Origin of the sequence: Mesorhizobium sp. M0029 (assembly GCF_040323735.1) — a bacterium.
Lineage (GTDB): Bacteria > Pseudomonadota > Alphaproteobacteria > Rhizobiales > Rhizobiaceae > Mesorhizobium.
The window spans coordinates 1-21,959 of record NZ_JAMYVF010000017.1 but is presented as its reverse complement, the minus strand read 5'-3'; the positions used below and the strand labels follow the sequence as shown (position 1 = coordinate 21,959).

The 21,959-nt window shown below is 64.6% G+C and carries 23 protein-coding genes and 1 pseudogene; 15 read left to right on the top strand and 9 right to left on the bottom strand.

The window, feature by feature from the left end; all coding sequences use genetic code 11:
- From NKJ76_RS24300 to pcaQ, 6 genes and pseudogenes are all read right to left on the bottom strand, one after another.
- Positions 1–1,065 carry a branched-chain amino acid ABC transporter permease gene (locus tag NKJ76_RS24300; protein WP_352538537.1) on the bottom strand — a complete coding sequence of 355 codons (1,065 nt, stop codon included), beginning with the start codon at positions 1,063–1,065 and terminating at the stop codon, positions 1–3.
- Entirely contained in the window at positions 1,062–1,958 is an 897-nt protein-coding gene (locus NKJ76_RS24295; protein WP_352538536.1) for a branched-chain amino acid ABC transporter permease, read from the bottom strand. Before NKJ76_RS24295 ends, NKJ76_RS24300 begins: the two co-directional genes overlap by 4 nt.
- Complete coding sequence (locus tag NKJ76_RS24290; protein WP_023685278.1) at positions 1,955–2,683, bottom strand: ABC transporter ATP-binding protein; 729 nt, start codon at positions 2,681–2,683, stop codon at positions 1,955–1,957. Before NKJ76_RS24290 ends, NKJ76_RS24295 begins: the two co-directional genes overlap by 4 nt.
- Positions 2,680–3,354, bottom strand: a complete 675-nt coding sequence (locus tag NKJ76_RS24285) for an ABC transporter ATP-binding protein (protein ID WP_352538591.1) — start codon at positions 3,352–3,354, stop codon at positions 2,680–2,682. Before NKJ76_RS24285 ends, NKJ76_RS24290 begins: the two co-directional genes overlap by 4 nt.
- A gap of 89 nt (positions 3,355–3,443) precedes the next feature.
- Positions 3,444–4,741, bottom strand: a pseudogene (locus NKJ76_RS24280) (ABC transporter substrate-binding protein).
- A gap of 276 nt (positions 4,742–5,017) precedes the next feature.
- Positions 5,018–5,935, bottom strand: coding sequence for a pca operon transcription factor PcaQ (pcaQ, locus tag NKJ76_RS24275; protein WP_023685275.1), 918 nt, complete (start codon positions 5,933–5,935; stop codon positions 5,018–5,020).
- Between the two features lie 92 nt (positions 5,936–6,027).
- On the opposite strand from pcaQ, the gene pcaD reads away from it, so the two are divergent.
- Genes pcaD through pobA form a run of 6 tightly spaced genes read left to right on the top strand, consistent with a single transcriptional unit; the run spans position 6,028 to position 10,845 of the window.
- The gene (pcaD, locus tag NKJ76_RS24270; RefSeq protein ID WP_023712113.1) at positions 6,028–6,837 is read left to right on the top strand and encodes a 3-oxoadipate enol-lactonase; all 810 of its coding nucleotides are present in this window, start codon (positions 6,028–6,030) and stop codon (positions 6,835–6,837) included.
- Positions 6,830–7,243, top strand: a complete 414-nt coding sequence (pcaC, locus tag NKJ76_RS24265) for a 4-carboxymuconolactone decarboxylase (protein ID WP_023668153.1) — start codon at positions 6,830–6,832, stop codon at positions 7,241–7,243. Before pcaD ends, pcaC begins: the two co-directional genes overlap by 8 nt.
- A complete protein-coding gene (gene pcaH, locus NKJ76_RS24260; protein ID WP_352538535.1) occupies positions 7,233–7,988 on the top strand; it encodes a protocatechuate 3,4-dioxygenase subunit beta in 756 nt (251 codons plus the stop codon). Before pcaC ends, pcaH begins: the two co-directional genes overlap by 11 nt.
- Positions 7,988–8,602 carry a protocatechuate 3,4-dioxygenase subunit alpha gene (gene pcaG / locus NKJ76_RS24255; RefSeq protein ID WP_352538534.1) on the top strand — a complete coding sequence of 205 codons (615 nt, stop codon included), beginning with the start codon at positions 7,988–7,990 and terminating at the stop codon, positions 8,600–8,602. The genes pcaH and pcaG overlap by 1 nt, the downstream gene beginning before the upstream one ends.
- 18 nt (positions 8,603–8,620) lie before the next feature.
- Positions 8,621–9,673, top strand: coding sequence for a 3-carboxy-cis,cis-muconate cycloisomerase (locus NKJ76_RS24250; protein ID WP_352538533.1), 1,053 nt, complete (start codon positions 8,621–8,623; stop codon positions 9,671–9,673).
- The gene (pobA, locus tag NKJ76_RS24245) at positions 9,673–10,845 is read left to right on the top strand and encodes a 4-hydroxybenzoate 3-monooxygenase (RefSeq protein ID WP_352538532.1); all 1,173 of its coding nucleotides are present in this window, start codon (positions 9,673–9,675) and stop codon (positions 10,843–10,845) included. The genes NKJ76_RS24250 and pobA overlap by 1 nt, the downstream gene beginning before the upstream one ends.
- 13 nt (positions 10,846–10,858) lie before the next feature.
- On the opposite strand, the gene pcaF is transcribed toward pobA, so the two are convergent.
- Genes pcaF through NKJ76_RS24230 form a run of 3 tightly spaced genes read right to left on the bottom strand, consistent with a single transcriptional unit; the run spans position 10,859 to position 13,708 of the window.
- The gene (gene pcaF, locus NKJ76_RS24240) at positions 10,859–12,064 is read right to left on the bottom strand and encodes a 3-oxoadipyl-CoA thiolase (RefSeq protein ID WP_352538531.1); all 1,206 of its coding nucleotides are present in this window, start codon (positions 12,062–12,064) and stop codon (positions 10,859–10,861) included.
- 1 nt (position 12,065) lies between these two features.
- Entirely contained in the window at positions 12,066–12,854 is a 789-nt protein-coding gene (locus NKJ76_RS24235) for a CoA-transferase subunit beta (RefSeq protein WP_352538530.1), read from the bottom strand.
- On the bottom strand, positions 12,851–13,708 hold the full coding sequence (locus NKJ76_RS24230) for a CoA transferase subunit A (RefSeq protein WP_352538529.1): 858 nt from the start codon (positions 13,706–13,708) through the stop codon (positions 12,851–12,853). Before NKJ76_RS24230 ends, NKJ76_RS24235 begins: the two co-directional genes overlap by 4 nt.
- A 116-nt stretch (positions 13,709–13,824) precedes the next feature.
- On the opposite strand from NKJ76_RS24230, the gene NKJ76_RS24225 reads away from it, so the two are divergent.
- The 9 genes from NKJ76_RS24225 to NKJ76_RS24185 form a co-directional block, all read left to right on the top strand.
- A complete protein-coding gene (locus NKJ76_RS24225; protein WP_023752096.1) occupies positions 13,825–14,595 on the top strand; it encodes an IclR family transcriptional regulator domain-containing protein in 771 nt (256 codons plus the stop codon).
- Positions 14,596–14,803: 208 nt separating this feature from the next.
- Entirely contained in the window at positions 14,804–15,529 is a 726-nt protein-coding gene (locus tag NKJ76_RS24220) for a GntR family transcriptional regulator (protein WP_023752095.1), read from the top strand.
- A gap of 3 nt (positions 15,530–15,532) precedes the next feature.
- Positions 15,533–16,567 carry an ADP-ribosylglycohydrolase family protein gene (locus NKJ76_RS24215; RefSeq protein WP_023696232.1) on the top strand — a complete coding sequence of 345 codons (1,035 nt, stop codon included), beginning with the start codon at positions 15,533–15,535 and terminating at the stop codon, positions 16,565–16,567.
- Entirely contained in the window at positions 16,564–17,538 is a 975-nt protein-coding gene (locus tag NKJ76_RS24210; RefSeq protein WP_352538528.1) for a PfkB family carbohydrate kinase, read from the top strand. The genes NKJ76_RS24215 and NKJ76_RS24210 overlap by 4 nt, the downstream gene beginning before the upstream one ends.
- A gap of 33 nt (positions 17,539–17,571) precedes the next feature.
- Positions 17,572–18,633 (top strand): ABC transporter substrate-binding protein, encoded by a 1,062-nt coding sequence (locus NKJ76_RS24205; RefSeq protein WP_023733149.1) that lies wholly within the window; start codon positions 17,572–17,574, stop codon positions 18,631–18,633.
- A 66-nt stretch (positions 18,634–18,699) separates the two neighbouring features.
- Positions 18,700–19,569 (top strand): ABC transporter permease, encoded by an 870-nt coding sequence (locus tag NKJ76_RS24200; protein WP_352538527.1) that lies wholly within the window; start codon positions 18,700–18,702, stop codon positions 19,567–19,569.
- Positions 19,569–20,357 carry an ABC transporter permease gene (locus tag NKJ76_RS24195; protein WP_023696229.1) on the top strand — a complete coding sequence of 263 codons (789 nt, stop codon included), beginning with the start codon at positions 19,569–19,571 and terminating at the stop codon, positions 20,355–20,357. The genes NKJ76_RS24200 and NKJ76_RS24195 overlap by 1 nt, the downstream gene beginning before the upstream one ends.
- The gene (locus tag NKJ76_RS24190) at positions 20,357–21,424 is read left to right on the top strand and encodes an ABC transporter ATP-binding protein (protein ID WP_352538526.1); all 1,068 of its coding nucleotides are present in this window, start codon (positions 20,357–20,359) and stop codon (positions 21,422–21,424) included. Before NKJ76_RS24195 ends, NKJ76_RS24190 begins: the two co-directional genes overlap by 1 nt.
- A 101-nt stretch (positions 21,425–21,525) precedes the next feature.
- Positions 21,526–21,959, top strand: a 434-nt coding sequence (locus NKJ76_RS24185) for a Gfo/Idh/MocA family protein (protein WP_352538525.1), incomplete at its 3' end; no start/stop codon positions are given.

Genomic DNA, 21,959 nt, shown 5'->3' with positions numbered 1-21,959 from the left:
TCACGCCTTTTCACTATGTGTTGCGGTCTGTTGCGGCGAAGGCGTGGCGTCGCTATCGCCGGCGTTTGCCGGGAGTCTGACGCGATAGCCGACCGGTAGCAGGCGCAGGCCAAAGCGCTCCTCCAGCGTTCCCCACAGGCCGCGCGGCAGGAAGAGCGAGAACAGCACCGCCGTGGCGCCGAGGCCGATCAGATACCAGACGCCGGTGCCGCCGAACCAGGTCTCGATGAGGAAGAACAGCAGCGCACCCAGAATGGCGCCCTCGAAGGTGCCGATGCCGCCGACCAGGACCATGAAGATCATGTAGGCGGTCCACTGGACGTTGAAGTAGGTTTTCGGCTGGAAGGTGGTCGACGTGGCCAACCACAGCGCGCCGGCCATGCCGATGCCGAAGGCGGCGAGCACGAAGAGCAGCCGCTTGGTGCCGGTGACGCGCACGCCGACCGATGCCGCGGCCTCCTCATTGTCCCTGATGGCGCGGATGGCAGCGCCCGTGCTGCCACGCAGCAGGCTAAACAGGGTGGCGAGCAGCGCCGTCATCGCGGCCAGCGCCAGCCAGTAGATCGTCGCCCGCCTGGAACCGGCGTCATAGACGTTGAGCGAGATCAGCGACGTCCCGGTCTCGCCTTGCACCAGCCGGTCGAGATTGACCAGGAGATGGGTGAGCGCCGCGATCACCCACATGCCGATGGCGAACTCGCCGTTCCTGAGCCGCAGCATGAACAGCGACATCGGCCAGGAGATCGCGCCGACAATGATCGCGGAGACGAACAGCGAAGCGAACGGGTTGAGGCCGGCATCGGCCAGGCGGATGGTGAAATAGGCGCCGAGGCCGAAGAACACTTGCTGTCCCACCGAAACCAGCCCGCCGAAGCCGGCCAGCGCGTTCCACATCGCTGCCAGGATCACATAGATGAACAAGGCGGTCACGCGGTCGACGGCGCCGGCCGACAGGAAATGCGGCGCGACGCCAAGTAGCGCGATGATGACGACGACCGCAATCGCCGAGATGCGCGAGGCGGAGGTGCCGCGCTCGATAACGGGGGCGTTTAAAACCGCGCTCATGATGCTTTCCTCGCGGGCAGGCGCAGCAGGCCGCGCAGGCCGAGGCCGGAGGTGGAGAGCCGGATGAACAGCACGATCAGGAAGGCGACATGGCCGCCGATCAGAAAACCTTGCGGATGGATCTGCGCGCCGAGCGTCTGGGCGAGCGCCAGCACGATGCCGCCGACCAGCGTGCCCCACAGCGAACCGGCGCCGCCGATCACCGCCGCCTCGAAGGCGAACAGCAATTGCGGTGCGCCGGTGTAGGGATCGAAGGTGGCGCGCATGCCAAGGAAGGAGCCGGCCAGCCCAACGGTGACCATGGCGATGGCGGCGGCGAGGGCATTGGCGCGGCGCGCATCGACGCCGACGAGACCGGCCGTGTCGGGATCTTCCGACGTGGCGCGGATCGAGCGGCCAAGCCTGGTGTTGGTAAGGAACAGCTGCAGTCCGCCAAGCAATATGACGGCGGCGGCGAACATGATCACGGCAAGCTTGCCGACATAGATGCTGCCCGGCCATTCCCAGGAATCGTAGGAGAGGCTGCCGATATAGGGCGCCAGCGAACGTGTGTCGGCGCCGAACTGCTCGAACAGCGCATTGTCCATGACGATGGCGAGGCCGAACGTGGTCAGGATCGGCAGCAGCGCGCCTCCACGGGCGCTGCGCTCGAGCAGGAAGCGTTGCAGCGCCCAGCCGATGGCCGCCATCAGCGGCAGCACGATGAGCAGGCCGACGAAGGGCGAGATATGGAATTGCGAGGCGAGCCACCACAGCGCGTAGGCGGAAAACACGGCCAGGCTGCCATGCGCGAGGTTGATTATGCGCATCACCGAAAACATGAAGGAGAGGCCGCAGGCGATCAGCGCGTAGTAGCCGCCGAGCAGGATGCCCTGGACGATCTGGTTGCTCATGCCGGCACACTCCCGGCGCTTTTTCTGTGCAGACCGAAATAGGCTTTCGTCACTTCATCGCGGGACATGCCCTTGCTCGGGCCTTCCAGCGCGACGCGTCCTTCCAGCATGCAGATGACCTTGTCCGAGACCGAGAGCGCGCGATTGAGGTCCTGTTCGACCAGGATGATCGTCGTGCCGGAGCTGATCAGGCCTTGCAGCGAAGCGTATACGCGATCGACCACCAGCGGCGACAGGCCGAGCGAGACCTCGTCGAGCAGCAGCAGTTCGGGATTGCTCATCAACGCGCGGCCGATGGCGGTGGCCTGCTGCTCGCCACCGGAGAGATGCCCGGTCTTGGCATGGCGGCGCGGCTTCAGATTGGGGAACGTGTCGAGCACTCGTTCCACGCTCCAGTCGCCGGGACGGCCGGCGGTCTTGCCAAGCAGGAGGTTCTCCTCGACCGTCATTTGCACGAACAGTTTTCGCCCTTCCGGCACCAGCGCGACGCCCATGCCGACGCGCTTGTGCGAGGGAACGCCGGTGATATCGGCGCCATTCAGCAGCACGCGGCCGGCCGTCGGCTCATGGGCGCCGGCGATCGCCCGCAGCAGCGTCGTCTTGCCGGCGCCGTTGGCGCCGACCAGCGCCAGCGTTTCGCCGCGCTCGATCGTAAAGCTCACACCGCGCACCGCCTGCAACAGGCCATGGCGGACGACCAGATTCTCGATTGCGAGCAGGCTCATTTCGGGCCTCCGCCGAGATAGGCGCGCACGACTTCCGGGTCGGCCATCACTGCTTGCGGCTCGCCATCGGCGATGATCTTGCCGGCGTCCATACAGATCAGCCGCTCTGCCACCTGCAGCAGGATGTGGACGATGTGCTCGATCCAGACGATGCCGATCTTGCGGCGGCGCAATTCCTTGATGGTATCGACAAGTTCGCTCGCCTCGCCATCGGTCAGTCCGCCGCCAATCTCGTCGAGCAGAAGCAACGTCGGTCTTGCCGCAAGCGCGCGGGCCAGTTCCAGCCGCTTGCGATCGAGCAGGCCGAGCGTTTCGGCGCGCCGGTTGGCCACGCCCAGCATGCCGCACAGTTTCAGCGACGCCAGCGCCTCCTCATAGGCTTCGTCGCGGGCGAGACCGGCGCCATGCGATGCGGCAACAAAGACGTTCTCGAAGGTGGTCATGCCGCCGAACGGTTTCGGCACCTGGTGCGTGCGCACGAGGCCGAGCCGGCAGCGCTGCGTTGCCGGCAGCGCCGTCACATCGCCGCCCTTGAAGGCGACCGTGCCGGCGCTCGGCGGGAAGGCGCCTGACAAGATGCTGAGCAGTGTCGTCTTGCCGGCGCCGTTCGGGCCGACGATGCCGACAGCCTCGTCGGCATTCATGGCGAAGTCGATATCGTCGAGCACCACCAGCGCGCCGAAGCGTTTCTGGATGCCGGCGGCGCTGAGGATCGCGGCGTTTGCTGAACCGTTCACGATGCGATCCCCGTAACCGACCGTCAGCCGTTATACGGCTGGAGCTTGGCCTCGACCGGAACCTTCGGGTCGGTGGCGTTCTCGGTCACGACGTAGTCGAGCGGGAATTTGCCGCCTTCCTTGGCCGCCACCCATTGGGTGCCGATGATCGGGCCGGGAGAGACATTGGCGACCGGGCCGCTGGTGAAGTCGACCTTGCCGATCATGGTCTCGGTGTTGAGCGTGCTCAGCGCCTTGGCGACGGCCGCCTTGTCCTTGGCGTCGGTGCTTGCCTTCAGCGCCTCGAAGCCGGCGTCGAGCAGCGACATCGAGGCGCCGAGCTGCTGCGTCCATTGCTTGCCGCTGGCGGCCTCATAACCGTCGGCCAGTTCGGTCCCCGAAACGCCGGTCAGCGGCGACTTGTAGGGGAAGGCCTTGTGCCAGTAAGCGGCGCTAGAAATCTTGTTGCCGAGATCGCCGAGCGCCTCGATGTCGGACGGGAACAGCCCGGTCTTGGCGACCTGGCAGATCTTGATCTGTTTGATCAGGCCTTGCTGCGCGGCCTGGCGCCAGAAGGCGGCGAAGTCCGGCGGGATCGGGAAGGAGTTGAAGATCTCGACGACTTGCTGTTTGAACAGTGCGATCTGCGAGGAATAGTCGGTGGTGCCGGTCTCGTAGGCGCCGGGATCGACGATGGTGAAACCCTGCTTTGCCAGCAACGGCACCAGATGGGTGCGGATGGCATTGCCGTCGGCGTCGTTGGGATACATGACGCCGACCTTCTTGTTGGTCTCGATCAGGTTCCATTGCGAGATGTAGGTCCGGAAGAACTCGTCGACGCCGAAGCCGAAATGATAGGTCCATTTGAACGGCGAGGGTTCGCCGGGCTTGGCGCCGCGGCCGAAATACCAGGCCTCCCACGGCATGACGGTGGAGAGGCAAGGCACGCCGGCGGCTTCGCAGGCGTCGGCGACCGGGTTGATCACCTCCGGCGTCGACACCGCCAGCATCAGGTCGACGGCCTGGTTGTTGATGAGGTCCTTGGCGAGCTGGCCGGCGCGCGACGGGTCGGATTGCGTGTCCTGGTCGATGATCTCGACACTGTATTTCTTGCCGCCGATGTCGAGGCCGTTGGCGAGCGCCTTGCGGGCGAGATCGAGCACATAGCCGTCGGTCTGGCCGAAGCCGGCGAGCGGCCCGGTGCGCGGGCTGACAAAGCCGACCTTCAGCGTGTCGGCGGCCTGCGCGAATGCCTGGCGCGGCTGAGCGCAAGTGCCGCGCCGCCGGCGAGCGATGTGGCGATGAACTGGCGCCGCGAGACGCCGGATTTGCTTGAGGTCATGCTGGTATTCCTCCCTTTCCTGACGGCACCTGGAGGTCACCGCCGGCCTGCTCAAAATCGATGCCGCCCGTTCTTAAGATCGGAGATCGCCCCGGCAGGCCTTGAGGCGGCAGCGGAACGCCGCCAATGCCGATAACGGCACGATTTCGATCCTCCCATCGTCACAGTGCCCTAGGTGTTTGGTTTGGTAAAATGATATTTTGCGGTGTTTCGTTAACCAACAGGTTATGGAAATACGGCTGAAGGCCCGCTCTGCGCCAGATTGGCGAAAGGTGCTCAGGCGTTCTGGCTGGCCGCCTCGCGAATGGTCTGCAGCAGGATGGTGAAGGCCGGCGAAGGCGCAGTGTCGGTCCGCATCGTCAGGCCGACCGGCCCTTTGGTTTCCTCGGTGTTGACGGGCAAGGCGACGAAGGCGCCGCTGGAGAGTTCGTTGGCGACGACGCCTGTCGATATGATCCAGACCGCATTGCTTTGGCGCAGGAAGGCACGGCCGAAGGAATCCGAGACGGTCTCGATCTCGGTCGCAGGCGCCGTCATGCCGTTGGTGATGAACAGGCGGTCGACGAACGGGCGGATGACCGACTCCCGCGTCGGCATCAGCACCGGGAATTCATCGAGCCGGGCGAAGATGTCCTGGCCCGGCTGCAGCAGCGGATGGCCGGCCCTCACCACGAACAGCACCGGTTCGGAATAGAGATGCTCGAAGAAGAAGCCGGTCATGTTTTCCGGCGCCGCAAGCCGGCCGACGACTAGATCGAGCGCACCGACGCGCAACTGTTCCAGCAGGACCGCGTTCTCGCCGGTGACGATCTTGATCGCAGCACCGGTATTTTCACTCAGGAACAGGCTTATGGCGCGTGGCATCACCTTGGCCGACACTGTCGGGAGCGCGCCGATGCGGATCGGATGCCGGTTGATGGCGCCGTCCTGGCGGACGGAATCGACGCCGCGCTTCAGTGCCGTGATCGCCGTGCCGGCATGGCCGAGAAAGATTTCGCCAAGCCGCGTCACCCTGATGCCGCGGCCGTCGCGTTCGACGACAGCGATGCCAAGCGCCTCCTCCAATTCGCGCAACGTCTTGGTCACGGCCGGTGGGCTGACATGGAGAAAGTCGGCCGCCCTCGCCACGCTGCCTTGCCGCGCTACCTCAAGGAATGCCTGCAGGTGACGGAACCTTATGCGGCTTTCGGACATGTTCTCATAACCTAACAGTTAATGAAACGGCGTAAAATATCATTTTACCAAACCAAATGCCTTGTGCAATGTGAACACGGAGGATCGAAATCGTGCCATTCGTCAACATTGGCGGCATCACGCTGCACCATCGCCATATCAAGGCGAAGGGAAATGCGCGGCCGATCGTGTTCATCAATTCGCTGGGCACCGACTTCCGCATCTGGGACGAGGTGTTGTCCGAACTGGGTGGCGAAATGCCTGTGTTGGTCTACGACAAGCGCGGCCATGGCCTGTCCGACATTGGTGGCGTCAGCTCGATCGACGAGCATGTCGATGATCTGTCGGGCCTGATCGATCATTTCGAACTGAACAATGCGGTGCTGTGCGGCCTGTCGGTGGGCGGCCTGATTGCGCAAGGGTTTTATGCCCGGCGCCCCGAAATCGTCGACGGCCTCATCCTGTGCGACACCGCCCACAAGATCGGCACGGCCGACAGCTGGAACACCCGCATCGAAACGGTCGAAAGCAAAGGCATCCAGGCCATCGCCGATGCCGTGCTCAAAATGTGGTTTACGCCTGCCTTCCACGCGGACCGTGTCGCCGAGCTCGACGGCTACTGGAACATGATGACCCGGCAAGCCGTCGCCGGCTATGTCGGCACCTGCGCCGCGGTGCGCGATGCCGATTTCACCGAGGCCGCGCAGGCGATCGCGGTGCCCACGCTTTGCGTCGTTGGCGACCAGGACGGCTCGACGCCGCCGGATCTCGTCCGCTGGCTGGCCGATCTGATCCCAGGCGCACATTTCGAAATCATTCGTGACGCCGCGCACATCCCTTGCGTCGAACAGCCCGAGGCGCTGACCACCCTGATCCGCGATTTCGTCGCGGCGCTTCCCCTGAGAAAGCAGACCCATGGATGAACTGCCCAAAAACGAAACTAGATACCGAACCGGGCTGACCGTCAGGCGCTCGGTGCTCGGCGACCCTCATGTCGATCGCAGCGAGGATGCCGTCACCGATTTCGACCGGCCGTTCCAGGAGCTGATCACCGAGGCAGCCTGGGGCACTGTGTGGGCGCGTCCGGGCTTCAGCAGGCGCGAACGCTCGATCGTGACGCTGGCACTGCTGGCCGCCCTTGGCCATGATGAAGAGGTCGCCATGCATGTGCGCGCCACCGCCAACACCGGTGCGTCGCGCGACGATATCTGCGAAGCGTTCCTGCATGTCGCGATCTATGCCGGCGTGCCGGCCGCCAACCGCGCCTTCAGGATCGCCAAGGAGGTGTTTTCGGAAATGGACGGAAGCAGGGCTGGCCATGCCAGCTGATGCCGGCTCGAACCGCAGGCCCGAGAGCGGCGCCTTCTTCCAGCGCGACCGCGGCTGGCACCCGCCGGCGCTGACGCCCGACTACAAGACTTCGGTGCTGCGCTCGCCGCAGAAGGCGCTGCTGGCCTTCGACAACACGGCGTCGGAGATCACCGGTCCGGTGTTCGGCCACGCCGTGCTGGGCGAACTCGACAATGACCTGATCCACAATTTTGCAAAGTCCGGCGAGAGCGCCATCGGCGAGCGTATCATCGTCTATGGCCGCGTGCTCGACGAGCGCGGCCAGGGCGTCTCCGGCGCGCTGCTCGAATTCTGGCAGGCCAATGCGGGCGGCCGCTACCGCCACAAGAAGGACGGCTATCTGGCGCCGCTCGATCCGAATTTCGGCGGCTGCGGCCGCACCATCACCGATGCCGACGGCGGCTATGCCTTTCGCACGGTGAAGCCAGGTCCCTATCCCTGGCCGAACGGGCCCAATGACTGGCGGCCGTCGCACATCCATTTCTCGGTGTTCGGCCACGGCTTCGCACAGCGGCTGATCACGCAGATGTATTTCGAGGGCGACCCGCTGATCTGGCGGTGCCCGATCGTGCGCGGTATCCGCGACAGGGCGGCGATCGAAACGCTGGTCGCCGCGCTCGACATGCAGGCGACGATCCCGTTCGATGCGCGCGCCTACAAGTTCGACATCGTGCTGCGCGGGCGTCGCGCCTCGCTGTTCGAAAACCGGCCGGAGGGAAATTGATGGCGCAGGCGCTGACCCGGCTGAAGGAGAGCCCGTCGCAGACCGCCGGGCCTTACGTGCATATCGGGCTGACGCCGAATTTCGGTGGTATCGGCGGCGTCTACCCGACAGACTTGGGCGCCACGATGCTCAACGACAACGCCAAGGGCGACCGCATCGGTTTGCGCATTCGCGTGCTCGACGGCACCGGCACGCCGCTCAAGGACGCGTTGATCGAGATCTGGCAAGCGGATGCCAATGGCTTCTACAATTCGCCGGCCGAATTGCGCGGCGATGCCGATCCGGATTTTCAGGGCTGGGGCCGTCAGCCGACCGACATGGAAACCGGCCTGTGCAGTTTTCAGACGATCAAGCCGGGACGCGTGCCGTATGGCGACGGGCGGCTGATGGCGCCGCATATCAGCCTGTGGATCGTCGCGCGCGGCATCAATATCGGCCTACATACGCGGCTCTATTTCTCAGACGAGGCCAAGGCCAATGCCGAGGATCCGATCCTGGCCCGCATCGAGCACAAGGTGCGCGTGCCGACGCTGATCGCCGAGCGGCAAGGCGACAACTATATTTTCGACGTCCATCTCCAGGGGGAGAAGGAAACGGTCTTCTTCGACATCTGACGGTCAGGGAACAGAGATATGACCGTATCGCCCTTCGACCATCCGCTGCTCTCCGGCCTGCTCGGCGACGAGGAGGCGGCTCGGCATTTTTCGGTGGATGCGGAAATCGCCGCCATGCTCGATTTCGAGCGCGCGCTGGCGCAAGCGGAAGCCGAAAGCGGGATTATCGGCACGGATGCCGCCGCGGCGATTGTACCTGTCCTGTTGTCATACAAGCCGGACACCGCGCGGCTGCGGGCCGGTGTGGCGAAGGATGGCGTGATCGTGCCCGAACTGGTGCGCCAGTTGAAGGCAGCGGTCGGGGCGCCGCACGACGCCGGCGTGCATTTCGGCGCAACCAGCCAGGACGTCATCGACACTGGCCTGGTGCTTCGGCTGCGCCGGCTCATTGAACATCTCGACCTGCTGCTGACTGAAAACATTCTGCGGCTGGTGGGGCTGGAAGAACGTTTTGGCAGCCGTGCATTGACAGCGATGACGCGCATGCAGCCGGCGATCCCAATCCAGGCATCGGACCGCGTGGCGGTGTGGCGCACGCCGCTGCAACGGCATCAGCAGAGACTGTCGGAGCAATCCAAGCGTCTGATCGTGGTGCAGTTTGGCGGCGCCGCCGGCACGCTGGAGAAGCTGGGCGACAAAGGACCTGCCGTGCGCGCGGCCCTTGCCGCAAAGCTCGGCCTTGGCGACGCGCCGCAATGGCACAACCAGCGCGATGCGCTGGCCGAGTTCGCCGGTTTGCTGTCGCTCATCACCGGCAGCCTCGGCAAGTTCGGCCAGGACGTCGCCCTGATGGCGCAGAGCGGCACCGAGATCAAACTATCCGGCGGTGGCGGCTCATCGGCCATGCCGCACAAGCAGAATCCGGTCAAGGCCGAAGCGCTGGTGGCGCTGGCCCGCTTCAACGCCACGCAGCTTTCCGGCATGCACCAGGCGCTGGTGCATGAGCAGGAGCGCTCGGGCGCGGCCTGGACGCTGGAATGGCTGCTCTTGCCGCAAATAGCGGTTGCGACCGCGGCCGCCTTGCGGCTTGCCGCGGAACTCGCCGGACAGATCGAAAGCCTGGGGCACTGATGCGCACCCAGATTGTCATTGTCGGCTCCGGACCGTCCGGGCTGCTGCTCGGCCAGCTTCTCGGCACCATTGGCGTCGAGACGGTGATCCTCGAACGTTCGAGCCGGCAGCATGTGCTTGGCCGGGTGCGGGCAGGGGTGCTCGAACAAGGCACCGTCGAGTTGCTCGAAGAGGCGGGCGCAGCTGTAAGGCTGCATGCCGAGGGCCTGCTGCATGCCGGCATCTCGCTTGCGTTCGGCGGCGGCCTGCACCGGCTCGACCTCACGGCACTGACCGGCGGCAAGCATGTCACCGTCTATGGTCAGACCGAAGTGACGCACGATCTGATGGACAAGCGCGAGGCGGCCGGGTTGACCACCGTCTATGAGGCGGCCAACGTCGCGCTGCATGGTTTCGATGGCGAAGCGCCCTACGTCACCTACGACAAGGACGGCGTCGGCCATCGCATCGACTGCGACTTCATCGCCGGCTGCGACGGCTATCACGGCGTCAGCCGCAAATCGGTGCCCGAGCGGGCGCTGAAAACCTTCGAGCGGACCTATCCCTTCGGCTGGCTCGGCGTGCTGGCCGAAGTGCCGCCGGCCGATCACGAACTGGTCTACGCCAACCATGAGCGGGGCTTTGCGCTATGCTCGATGCGCTCGACGCATCGCAGCCGCTACTATGTGCAGGTCCCGGCTGACGAACAGGTCGAGGCCTGGGGCGACGATCGCTTCTGGGACGAGTTGCGCAGTCGCCTGCCGGAACAGACCGCAGCCGCCGTCGTTACCGGCCCGTCCTTCGAAAAATCGATCGCGCCGCTGCGCTCCTTCGTCGCCGAGCCGATGCGCTTCGGCCGGCTGTTCCTGGTCGGCGACGCCGCCCATATCGTGCCGCCGACGGGCGCCAAGGGGCTCAACCTCGCCGCCAGCGACGTGCGCTATCTCTTTGCCGGGCTTCGCGAATTCTATCTGGACAAATCACCAAGGGGGCTCGGGGCCTATTCAGCCAAGGCGCTGGCCAGAGTGTGGAAGGCGGTGCGCTTCTCCTGGTGGATGACGACGATGCTGCACCGCTTTCCCGATACGGGCGAGTTCGGCCAGCGCATCCAGGAAGCCGAGCTCGACTATCTCGTGCATTCGCAGGCAGCGTCGACCTCGCTGGCGGAGAACTATGTCGGTTTGCCGTATTAAGGGCAGTGCGATCTCAAACCCGTTCGAGCGCCACCGCGATGCCCTGGCCGACGCCGATGCACATGGTGGCGAGCGCATAGCGGGCGCCGCGCTCGCGAAGCTCCAGCGCAGCCGTGCCTGCAATGCGCGCGCCCGACATGCCCAAGGGATGACCAAGCGCGATGGCGCCGCCATTGGGGTTGACGTGCTCCGCATCCTCGGCTATGCCTTGTTGGCGGAGCACGGCGATGCCTTGGGAGGCGAAGGCTTCGTTGAGCTCGATGACATCGAATTGGTGCGGTGTCAGGCCGAGGCGAGCGCAGAGCTTTTGTGTCGCCGGAGCAGGGCCGATGCCCATGATGCGCGGCGCCACGCCGGCGGCAGCGCCGCCGAGGATGCGGGCGATCGGCGTCAGGCCGTGTTTTTTCACAGCCGCTTCGGAGGCGATGATCAGCGCCGCCGCGCCATCGTTGACGCCCGATGCGTTGCCGGCGGTGACCGTGCCGCCCTGGCGGAACGGCGTCGGCAATTTGGCCAGCGACTCGACCGTGGTGCCGGCGCGGGGATGCTCATCCTTCGATACGATAGTCGCATCGCCCTTTTTCTGCGGGACCGTCACCGGGGTGATCTCCTTCGCCAGCCGGCCATTGGCCTGTGCCGCGACAGCCTTGTCCTGGCTGCGCACGGCAAACGCATCCTGGTCGGCGCGCGACACTGAATAATCCTCGGCGACGTTCTCGCCGGTCTCCGGCATGGAATCGACGCCATATTGTTTCTTCATCAGCGGGTTGATGAAGCGCCAGCCAATGGTGGTGTCATGGATCTCGGCATGGCGTGAAAAGGCGGTCTCGGCCTTGGGCATGACGAAGGGGGCGCGACTCATCGATTCGACGCCGCCGGCGATCATCAGCTCGGCCTCACCAGCCTTGATGGCGCGGGCGGCGATGGTGAGCGCGTCCATGCCGGAGCCGCACAGGCGATTGACGGTCGCGCCCGAAACTTCCTTGGGCAACCCGGCCAAGAGCAGCGACATGCGGGCTACATTGCGGTTGTCCTCGCCGGCCTGATTGGCGCAGCCATAGACGACGTCGTCGACAGCCTGCCAGTCGATGCCGGCATTGCGCTCGACCAGCGCCTTCAGCGGGATGGCGCCAAGATCGTCGGCCCGCACCGACGACAGCGAGCCGCCGAAACGGCCGATCGGGGTGCGGATGTAATCGCAGATGAATGCCTCGGTCATGTCATGCGGCCTTTTCTTTTCCGCTTCCCTCATGCGCCGCCTTGGTGCGGGCCTGCAGGTCACGCAATGTCGTCAGCTCGAGTTCCGTCGGCGCCGGCGTTTCGTCAAGCGCGTCGGCGAACTTTACGATCCAGCCGCAGCTGTCCTGCACCTCAAGCCGCGTCACGCCGGGATGCAGCGACACCACGGTGAATTCCTTGCTCACCGGATCGGGCTTCCAGATGGCAAGGTCGGTGATCAGCAGCGTCGGCCCTGATGTGTCGATGCCGAGGCGCTGGCGATGATCGCCGCCGTCGCCATGGCCGAAGGAGGTGAAGAAGTCGATCTTCTCGACCATGCCGCGCTTGGACTGCGCCATGGTGATGTAGATCTCCTTCGACGAGGTGGCGATCTCCGGCGCGCCGCCGCCGCCGGGCAGGCGGGTCTTGGGACGCGCATAGTCGCCGATGATAGTGGTGTTGATGTTGCCGAACTTGTCGAGCTGGGCGGCACCGAGGAAACCGATCGAAATGCGGCCGCCCTGCAGCCAGTAACGAAACATCTCCGGCACCGAGACGGTCGTGACGGCGGTGTCGCAAAGTTCGCCGTCACCGATCGACAGCGGCAAAACATCGGGCGCGGTGCCGATGGTGCCGCTTTCATAGATCAGCGTGATGTCGGGCGCATGCGTCAGCCGCGCGACATTGCAGGCGGCCGACGGCGCACCGATGCCGACGAAGCAGACATCGTCGTTTTTCAGGGCTCGGCTGGCGGCAACCGTCATCATCTCATTGGGAGTAAAGCCGCTCATCCCGCGCTCCTCAGATGCTTTACGCGGCCGGCGAAATCGTCCGCCGTGCGATCGATGACATTGGCCTGCATCCAGGCCTGGAATTTTTCACGGTCAGCGGCGATGTCGTCCCATTCGAGATAGGCGGCATTGTCGCGCGCATAATAGCCGTGCGTGTACGACGGATGCGAACCGCCTGATACCACCGAGATCGCAGCGATGGTCCAGCGCGGCAGCACGGTGAGGTTGGGATGCAGGTCGTCGAAATTGTCGACGACTTCCTCTACCGTCACCACGGCGCGCTTGGCCGCGAGCACCGCCTCCTTCTGGATGCCGATAATGCCTTCGACCAGCACATTGCCCTTTTTGTCGGCCTTCTGGGCGTGGATGAAGGTCACGTCGGGGCGGATTGAGGGAACAGCGGCCAGCACTTCGCCGGTGAAGGGGCAGGTGACTGACTTGATGTTCGGATTGACTGTTGCCAGCCCGGCGCCGCGATAGCCGCGGAACACCGCGCAGGGCAGGCCGGCCGCGCCCGCCTCATAGGCGTTGGCCATGCCGGCATGGCTGTGCTCCTCGATCTCGATCGCCCGGGGAAAGCCGTTCTCGATGGCATCGCGGGCGCGTCGCAGCAGGCCGACGCCGGGATTGCCGACATAGGAGAAGATGATCTTCTTGGCCATGCCCATGCCGATCATCTGGTCGTAGATCAGGTCGGGGGTCATGCGGATGAGCGTCAGGTCGCGAAAGCCCTGGCGGATGGCCTCATGCGCCGCCGCCGTCGGGATCAGATGCGTGAAGCCTTCGAAGGCGACCGTATCGCCATCATGCAGATTCTCGGCCACGGCCTGTTTGAGCGGCAGGAAATTGACCATCGCCAAGAACTCCGAAGTTCAAAAAGTTCGTATTGCGAACATTTGTTTTGTATGAGATATTTTTACATCGCGCCGCCGAGACGAGTCAAGGCGGCGCATTGTCTTGCGGAGGCCGCATGGAGGACGAGGCAAAGACGCGCGACCATGTCGGCTCGCTGGAGCGCGGCCTTGCAGTCATGGAGATACTGGCCCGGCATCCGGCCGGGATGACGCTGACCGAAATGGCGGAGGAGGCGGGGCTGACCCGCGCCGGCGCGCGTCGCTTCCTGCTGACGCTGACCGCCACCGGCTATGCCACGCAATCCGGCCGGCAGTTTTCGCTGTCGCCGCGCCTGCTCGCCATCGTGCGCTCTTGGCTCGGCGGCGCCTCACTGTGGACATTCGCGGCATCCATCATGCGCGACGTCGCGGGCCAATTCGACGAGGCCTGTAACGCGGCGGTGCTGTCGGGCGAGGAAGTCGTCTATGTCGCGCGCATTCCTGGCCGCCGCATCCTCAGCGTTTCGCTCGATGTCGGCACCAGGCTGCCGGCGCATTGCACCTCGATGGGGCGCGTCCTGCTTGCGGGGCTGGGCGCGGATGAGCTGAAGGCCTTGCTTGCAGAGGCGAGGATCGAACGGCGCACGCCGAAGACGATCACCAGCCGCGCCGCGCTGGCCAAGGCCATCGACGCGGCGAGGGCGGATGGCTTTGCCGTCGTCGATGAAGAGCTGGAACTTGGGCTGCGTTCGATAGCGGTGCCGATCTATGACCGCGCCGGCAAGATCGTGGCGGCGATCAACGTCTCGACGCAGTCGGCGCGGTTCTCCGTCGAGGCGATGGAGCGGGATATCCTGCCAGCGCTGCGGACGGCCAAGCAACGGATTGAGGAATTTTTCTTGGTGTGAGCGCAAGGCTAATCGTCTGAGGGAAGCGCTGCCCCCGCTCTGTCTCGGAGACGGGAGCGCCCTAGGCGGTTAGCGTCGCCATGCGAACAAACGATGCCCTGGGGCACCTGAGCACAACGCATATGCGTGAATCCAAATATATCGTTGACGTCGCCCTTCAACTCCAATATTGAACAGGACTATACAGGTTTATTGAACAGGTACCCATATGAGGCGGCGCGTGGTTCAACTGTCTCCCGGCACGGGCAAGCCCGAGCAGATCGCCACCGTTCTCGAACATGAGATCCGCTCCGGCGTGCTTGGCTTCGGCGACCGCCTGCAAAGCGAGAACGAACTCGTCCAACGCTTCTCCGTCAGCCGCAACACGATCCGCAAGGGCCTTGAGGAGCTGTCCAGCCGTGGGCTGATAACGACCAAGGTCGGCATCGGCTCTTTCGTGACCTTCGACGGCAAGCCGGTCGACGACGCCATCGGCTGGTCGCGGGCGCTGGCCAATGCCGGCGCCAATGCCGAGACGCGGACGCTGCGGCTTGAAGTGATCGAGGATGCCGATCTTGCCGCGCTGCTTGGCATCGAAAGCCCGTTCTTCATCGCCGTCGACCGGGTGCGCACCAATGCCAGCGACGGCCATGCGATCTCCATCGAACGCAGCCGCCTGCCGCTGTCGCCCGAACTGGAGGACGTGCCGCTGCGCGGTCTGCGCGAAGGCTCGCTGCACCAGACGCTGCGCGGCGCCGGCCTCATCCCAGACCATGGCGAGGAATGGGTCGGCATCGAGATGCTGAATGCCGAAGACGCCGCCATTCTCGGCTGCCCGCAAGGCACGCCGTTCCTGCGCGGACGCCGGCTGACGCGTGCGGCCGACGACCGGCCGATCGAATATGTAACCAGCCTGCTCAACCCGGCGCATTTCGCGCTGCATATGAGGTTTTGAGCGATGCCGGACAGAACCAACGACACGCTCGATCGCGCCATGGGCGCGCTTGTCGGTGGGGCGCTCGGTGATGCGCTGGGCATGCCGACGCAGCTTCTGTCGCCGGCGCGGATCGCCGAGCTATACGGCCATGTCGAGGATTTCGTGGCGCCGTTTGCCGATCACCCGGTGTCGAAGGGGCTCGTTGCCGGCACCATCACCGACGATACCGAACAGGCGCTGCTGCTTGGTCGCATTCTGGTCCAGTCCGGCGACCGCTTCGATCATGCGCGCTGGGTGAACGCACTGCTCGACTGGGAGCGCGAGGTCAAGGCGCGCGGCAGCTATGACCTGCTGGGACCATCGACCAAGCGCGCCATCGACGCCATCAATGACGGCGTGCCGGCGGAAGAGGCGGGAAGCCGGGGCGACACCAATGGCGCGGCCATGCGCATCGCGCCGGTCGGCATCATGATGCCGCTGGAACCGCTCGACGCTTTCGTCGCCAAGGTGGCCGAAACTTGCCGTGCCACGCACAACACCTCGATCGCCATCGCTTCGGCCGCAGCAGTTGCCGCCGCCGCCAGCCACGGCGTCGCCGGTGGCGACTGGCGTGCCGCTTCCGACAGCGCGGTAGCAGCCGCGCGGCGAGGCGCCCGGCTCGGACATTGGGTGACTGGTGGCGATATCGCCGCGCGTATCGCCTGGGCGCAGGAGCTCGTGCGCGGCAAGACCATGCGGGATGCGATCGGGCTCATCACCGATCTCGTCGGCACCGGTGTGGCCAGCCAGGAGTCCGTGCCGGCAGCTTTCGCCGTGCTTGAAGTCGCGCAGGGCGATCCCTGGCAAGCGGCAATCATCAGCGCCAATCTCGGCGGCGACACCGACACGATCGGCGCGATTGCCTCAGGCATGGCCGGCGCCTGCGTCGGCTTTTCGCAACTGCCGCAACAACACATTGCCGGGCTCGTCGGCATAGATATGGGGGAGGTGCGCTCGCTTGCCGAAGACCTCGTCGCGGCGCGCACGGCAAAGGCCAGCAAGGATGCCGCGGCATGAGTGGGCGTCTGGTCCATATCGGCAGCGCCGTCGTCGACTATGTCTACCGCATCGACGCCTTGCCGGCGCCGGGCTGCGAGAAGACCGCGTCGAGCTTTGCGCAGGTCGCCGGCGGCGGCTTCAACATGATGGTCGCGGCCAGCCGCACCGGCATGACGGTGGTGTTCGGCGGCCAGCTCGGCAGCGGACCGAATGGCGATTTTTTGCGCGCCGCGTTTGCGGCCGAAGGCATCATAACGCTGACGTCGCCATCGCCTGTCATGGACAGCGGCAATTGCGTCGCCATGATCTCCGGGGATGCCGAGCGCACCTTCGTGTCGTGGCCCGGTGCGGAGAGCATTCTCAGCCTCGAGATGATGAGGCCCGTGGTGGTCGCGTCTGATGATTGGGTGTTCACGTCGGGCTACACGCTGAGCTATCTCGGAAGCCGCAACGCGCTGACCGACTGGATCGAGGCGCTGCCAGAAAACATTCCCTTCGTTTTCGATCCAACGCCGGTCATCGCGGATATCCCGCGTCCCATCCTGTCGCGGGTGCTTGCCCGTACGACATGGCTGAGCTGCAACATGACGGAAGCGGTCGAGATCGCTGGGCAAGGCGATGTCGAGGCACTCGCCGCCCGGCTGCTCGCCGACCACTGCCCAAAGGCCGAAGGCGTCGTTATCCGCGCCGGCGCCAAGGGCTGCTTCGTGCGGTTGGTCAATGGCGAGACGCAGACCATTGCCGGCTTCAAGGTCGATGCCATCGACACCAATGGCGCCGGCGACACCCATATCGGCGGTTTCGTCAGTGCACTCGCGCGCGGCGTGCATCCCTTCGAGGCGGCGCGCTATGCCAATGCGGCGGCAGCACTTTCCGTCACCCGCCATGGCGGCTCATCGGCGCCGACCGACAGCGAGATCCAGACTTTCCTGAGCCAGGCCGCCACGGGCGAGCCGGGCCAGAACCAGAAGGCCCATCAGACAGCCTGACCCGCCAAGCGGGCAAACAAGAGAGGAACGAACATGCGCATGCCAAGACTGACTGCCCTGCTGACGGCGACCGCCGTCATCACCTCCGCGCTCACGCTGGCCGCCAGTGCCGCCGAAGTGCATGTGCTCAACTGGAAGGGCTACGGCGCCGACGAGCCGTGGGCGATCGAAGCCTTCGAAAAGGCGACCGGCAACAAGGTCGTCAACGACTTCTTCAATTCCGAACAGGAAATGCTGACCAAGATCCGCACCAATCCGGGCCTCTATGACGTGGTCATGATCAACGCCGCCTTCAACGATCAGGCGATGGCGGAAAAGCTGATCCAGCCGATCGATACCTCCAAGCTGCCGAACTATGCCGACATCAGCAAGGACAAGGCGCAATCGCCGATGCTCGACCATGACGGCAAGGTCTATGGCGTGCCGTGGGTGTGGGGCCTGACGGCGCTGGCTATCAACGAAAAGTCCTTCGACAAGCCACCGACCTCGATCGCCGAAATGTGGGACCCAGCGCATAAGGGCCGGGTCGTCATTCGCGACGACGCTGTCGAAGCGGTGCAGTTCGGCGCCATCGCCACCGGCCAGAACATCAACGACATCAAGGATATGGACGCGGTCAAGACCAAGCTGACCTCGCTGATGCCGCAGATCAAGACGTTCTGGAGCTCGGAGAACGACTGGAACCAGATGGTCGCCTCCAACCAGATCGACATCGGCACCTATTGGAGCGGCTCGGCCGACCGTGCCAAGACGCATTTCAAGCTGCCGGTCTCGCTGGTCGTTCCGCAGGAAGGCGCCGTCGCCTGGCTCGACGCGTTCTCTATTCCCGTGGGCTCGAAGAATGTCGAGGGTGCGCAGGCCTTCATCAACTGGATGATCGATCCGAAATTCTATGTCGAATGGGTCACCAAGGTCGGCGCGCCGGTGTCGGCCAACACCAAGGCGGTGGAAGCGCTGCCTGAAGACTCCTTCAACCGCAAGGTGATGGGCGATCCCGAGGTGGCCAAGCGCATCCAGTTCCAGGCGCCGATCACCGACGCGCAGCGCGAGGCCTATCTGGCGCTGTGGCAGCAGCTCAAAGTCGACGTGAAGTAACGCTCACGTCCGGACCAGCCGGCGGTTGGCGCCGGCTGGCCCTTCAATCCTGGGGAGGAGGGTATCATGGCAGTACAGGGTGCGGTCGCGTCGCGCAGCGGGCTGAGATCGGCCCTGCCGCTGCTGGCGCCGGCCTATCTCTGGCTGACGGTGGCGATCTTCCTGCCGCTCTCGGCCATGGTATTCTTCTCCTTCATGACCGACCTGCCGCTGTCGGGAAAGCCGTGGGCGTTCACCCTTGGCAATTACGCCGCCTTCTTCTCGCAGAGCCTGTACCTGACGCTGCTGCTCGCTTCGCTGCGGCTCGGCCTCGAAGTGACTTTGTGGTGCGTCGTCATCGGCTACCCCGCCGCCTATGTGCTGGCCAAGGTGCTGAAGGGGCGCAGCCGCGAGGCGATCTTCCTGCTGGTCATCCTGCCGTTCTGGTCGAACGGGCTGGTGCGCATCTTCTCCTGGGCGATGGTGCTGCGCGAGGGCGGCATCCTCGACACGGCGCTCAACGCCGTGCTGCCGTTCAAGATCAACATCAACCTGATGTATTCCTATCCCGCAATCATCATCGGCCTGGTGCACTCCTACGTGCCCTATATGGTGCTGACCTGTTATCTCACTTTGCAGGCCATCGACGACTCGCTGATCGAGGCCGGACGTTCGCTCGGCGCCTCGCGGCTGCAGGTGCTGAAGCGGGTGATCATCCCGCTGTCGATGCCTGGCCTGGTGGCAGGTGCGGCACTGATCTTCGTGCCGGTCGTCGGCTCGTTCATGGAGCCGCGCATTCTCGGCGGCCGCACCGGCACGTTCTACGGGACGGTGATCGAGGACCAGTTCGTCGCCGTCTTCAACTGGCCGCTGGGGGCGGCGCTTTCCTTCATCCTGCTGGCGGTGGTGCTGGTGATCCTGGCGGTTGCCTCGCCGGTGCTGCGGAGGGCTGCTTGATGATGACGACCCGCATCCTCGAAGGACTAGGCCGCTTCTACATCGGACTGCTGCTCGCCTTCCTCTATCTGCCGATCATCATCATGGCGCTGATGTCGTTCAACGTCTCGCCCTTCTACCAATTGCCGTTCGAATGGACGACGGAATGGTATGCCTCGCTCTGGCAGAACGACCAGCTGATCGCGGCCACCTGGAACAGCCTCGAGATCGCGGTCATCACCACGCTCATCTCAGTGGTGCTTGGCTCGGCCGCTTCGCTAGCGCTGTTCCGCTATGATTTCCGCGGCAAGAAAGTGCTGCAGGCGCTGCTGTTTCCGCCAATCGCCATTCCGTGGCTGATCACCGGCACGGCGATGCTGATCTTCTTCTTCGGCGTCGGCATTGGCCGCGGCCTGTTCGCCATCCTGCTCGGCCATGTGGCGCTGGCGCTGCCCTATGTCATCGTCGTCGTCTCGGCCCGGCTGCAGACTTTTGCACCGGAGCTGGAAGAGGCGGCGCGCTCGCTCGGCGCCAACCAGTGGCAAGTGACGAGGCGTGTGACGCTGCCGTGGATCATGCCCGGCGTCATTGCCGGCGGCTTGTTCGCATTTGCCGTGTCGTTCGACCAGTTCGTCGTCTCCTACTTCCTGGCGACCCCGGGGCAGACGACGCTGCCGGTCGAAATCTACGCCGCGATCCGCAAGGGGTTCACGCCCGAGATCAACGCGGTCTCGACCATCATCATCGTCGTGTCGATGGCGCTGATGCTGCTCACGGCGCGCTTCTTCAAATTCGGCGGAGAGAAATAATGGCCGACGTGCAGGTATCGAACGTCTCGCGCAGTTTTGGCGCGCACAAGGCGCTGGACGACGTCTCCATCGATTTCGCCGATGGCGGCTTTTATGCGTTGCTCGGCCCATCGGGCAGCGGCAAGACCACGCTGCTTCGCCAGATCGCCGGCTTCGACTTTCCCGATACTGGCCGCATTGCCATTGGCGGCGAGAGTGTGGAACGCGTGCCGGTCGAAAAGCGGCGCATCGGCATGGTGTTCCAGAACTATGCGCTGTTTCCCAATATGAGCGTTGCCGACAATGTCGCCTTCGGCCTGTCGGTGCGCGGCGAAACGAAAGCGACGATCGCCACCGAAGTGCAGCGCGCGCTCGATCTCGTCCAACTCGGGAAGCTCGGCGAGCGCCGGCCGCACCAGCTCTCCGGCGGCCAACGCCAGCGTGTGGCGCTGGCGCGCGCCATCGTCACCAAGCCGCGCGTGCTGCTGCTCGACGAGCCGCTCGGCGCGCTCGACAAGGCGCTGCGCGTTGACATGCAGATCGAGCTGAAACGCATCCAGCGCGAGGTCGGCATCACCACCATCTTCGTCACCCACGACCAGGAAGAGGCGCTGACGATGAGCGACCGCATCGGCATCTTGCGCGACGGCAAGCTCGTGCAGGAAGGGCCACCGGAGGAGATCTACAACCGGCCGAAGAGCGAGTTCGCCGCCACCTTCCTTGGCGACGCAAACATTTTTCGCGGCGATGCGACCGGCAACGGCATCCGGCTGCCTGACGGCACGGCGATCGCCGCCGGGGTGGGTGATCGGCTTGCCGCCGGTACGAAGGCCAGCTGCGCCGTGCGTCCCGAACGCATTCGCATCGCGACCGATGCCGGGGTTGCGGATGCGGCCAATGCCAACGCTCTGAAGGGCCAGATCTCCAAGCGCATCTTCGCCGGCAACAACAGCACCTATTTCGTCGAGCGCGCCGGCCAGACGCTGAAGGTCATCGTCCAGAATACCGGCAATGACCGGCTGGCCGAGGGCCAGGATGTAATGCTCAGCTGGTCGCCGGAAAGCACTGTGCTGATTGCCGCAAACTAGTTCGCACCGTCACCCCGGCATGGTTCTGATGGGAATTGATGGAGCGGACCTTGGCTGATCGACGGGCCATGGCGTTATATCCGTCCTCCAGGGAGGAATGGATGGCAGGCCAGGGTTTCGAGCCGGATGTAAGGGTTCGCACCAGCGAATACCGGATCGGCTGCATCGGCGCCGGCATGATCATGGCCGAATGCCATCTTGCCGCCTATGCGCAGGCCGGTTTCCCAGTCGTCTCCATCGCTTCGCGCACCAAGGCCAGCGCCGAGAAGGTAGCTGCACGCTGGAGCATTCCGACCATCCACGACACACCGGAACAGCTGATCGAGGATTCCGAGGTCGAGATCGTCGACCTTGCCTTTCCACCCGACCAGCAGCCGGCGCTGATCCGCCAAGCGCTGAAGCAGCCTCACATCAAGGCGATCCTGGCGCAGGAGCCACTGGCGCTGTCGGTCGATGAAGCCGTGAAGCTGCGCGACGAAGCATCAAAGTCCGGCAAGATCCTCTCGGTCAACCAGAACATGCGCTACGACCAGTC

Coding starts and splice junctions, on each gene's coding strand:
- NKJ76_RS24300 (WP_352538537.1), bottom strand. CDS start 1,065: ATGAGCGCGGTTTTAAACGCCCCCGTTATCGAGCGCGGCACCTCCGCC.
- NKJ76_RS24295 (WP_352538536.1), bottom strand. CDS start 1,958: ATGAGCAACCAGATCGTCCAGGGCATCCTGCTCGGCGGCTACTACGCG.
- NKJ76_RS24290 (WP_023685278.1), bottom strand. CDS start 2,683: ATGAGCCTGCTCGCAATCGAGAATCTGGTCGTCCGCCATGGCCTGTTG.
- pcaQ (WP_023685275.1), bottom strand. CDS start 5,935: ATGTCCGAAAGCCGCATAAGGTTCCGTCACCTGCAGGCATTCCTTGAG.
- pcaC (WP_023668153.1), top strand. CDS start 6,830: ATGGATGAACTGCCCAAAAACGAAACTAGATACCGAACCGGGCTGACC.
- pcaH (WP_352538535.1), top strand. CDS start 7,233: ATGCCAGCTGATGCCGGCTCGAACCGCAGGCCCGAGAGCGGCGCCTTC.
- pcaG (WP_352538534.1), top strand. CDS start 7,988: ATGGCGCAGGCGCTGACCCGGCTGAAGGAGAGCCCGTCGCAGACCGCC.
- NKJ76_RS24250 (WP_352538533.1), top strand. CDS start 8,621: ATGACCGTATCGCCCTTCGACCATCCGCTGCTCTCCGGCCTGCTCGGC.
- pobA (WP_352538532.1), top strand. CDS start 9,673: ATGCGCACCCAGATTGTCATTGTCGGCTCCGGACCGTCCGGGCTGCTG.
- pcaF (WP_352538531.1), bottom strand. CDS start 12,064: ATGACCGAGGCATTCATCTGCGATTACATCCGCACCCCGATCGGCCGT.
- NKJ76_RS24235 (WP_352538530.1), bottom strand. CDS start 12,854: ATGAGCGGCTTTACTCCCAATGAGATGATGACGGTTGCCGCCAGCCGA.
- NKJ76_RS24230 (WP_352538529.1), bottom strand. CDS start 13,708: ATGGTCAATTTCCTGCCGCTCAAACAGGCCGTGGCCGAGAATCTGCAT.
- NKJ76_RS24225 (WP_023752096.1), top strand. CDS start 13,825: ATGGAGGACGAGGCAAAGACGCGCGACCATGTCGGCTCGCTGGAGCGC.
- NKJ76_RS24220 (WP_023752095.1), top strand. CDS start 14,804: ATGAGGCGGCGCGTGGTTCAACTGTCTCCCGGCACGGGCAAGCCCGAG.
- NKJ76_RS24215 (WP_023696232.1), top strand. CDS start 15,533: ATGCCGGACAGAACCAACGACACGCTCGATCGCGCCATGGGCGCGCTT.
- NKJ76_RS24210 (WP_352538528.1), top strand. CDS start 16,564: ATGAGTGGGCGTCTGGTCCATATCGGCAGCGCCGTCGTCGACTATGTC.
- NKJ76_RS24205 (WP_023733149.1), top strand. CDS start 17,572: ATGCGCATGCCAAGACTGACTGCCCTGCTGACGGCGACCGCCGTCATC.
- NKJ76_RS24200 (WP_352538527.1), top strand. CDS start 18,700: ATGGCAGTACAGGGTGCGGTCGCGTCGCGCAGCGGGCTGAGATCGGCC.
- NKJ76_RS24195 (WP_023696229.1), top strand. CDS start 19,569: ATGATGACGACCCGCATCCTCGAAGGACTAGGCCGCTTCTACATCGGA.
- NKJ76_RS24190 (WP_352538526.1), top strand. CDS start 20,357: ATGGCCGACGTGCAGGTATCGAACGTCTCGCGCAGTTTTGGCGCGCAC.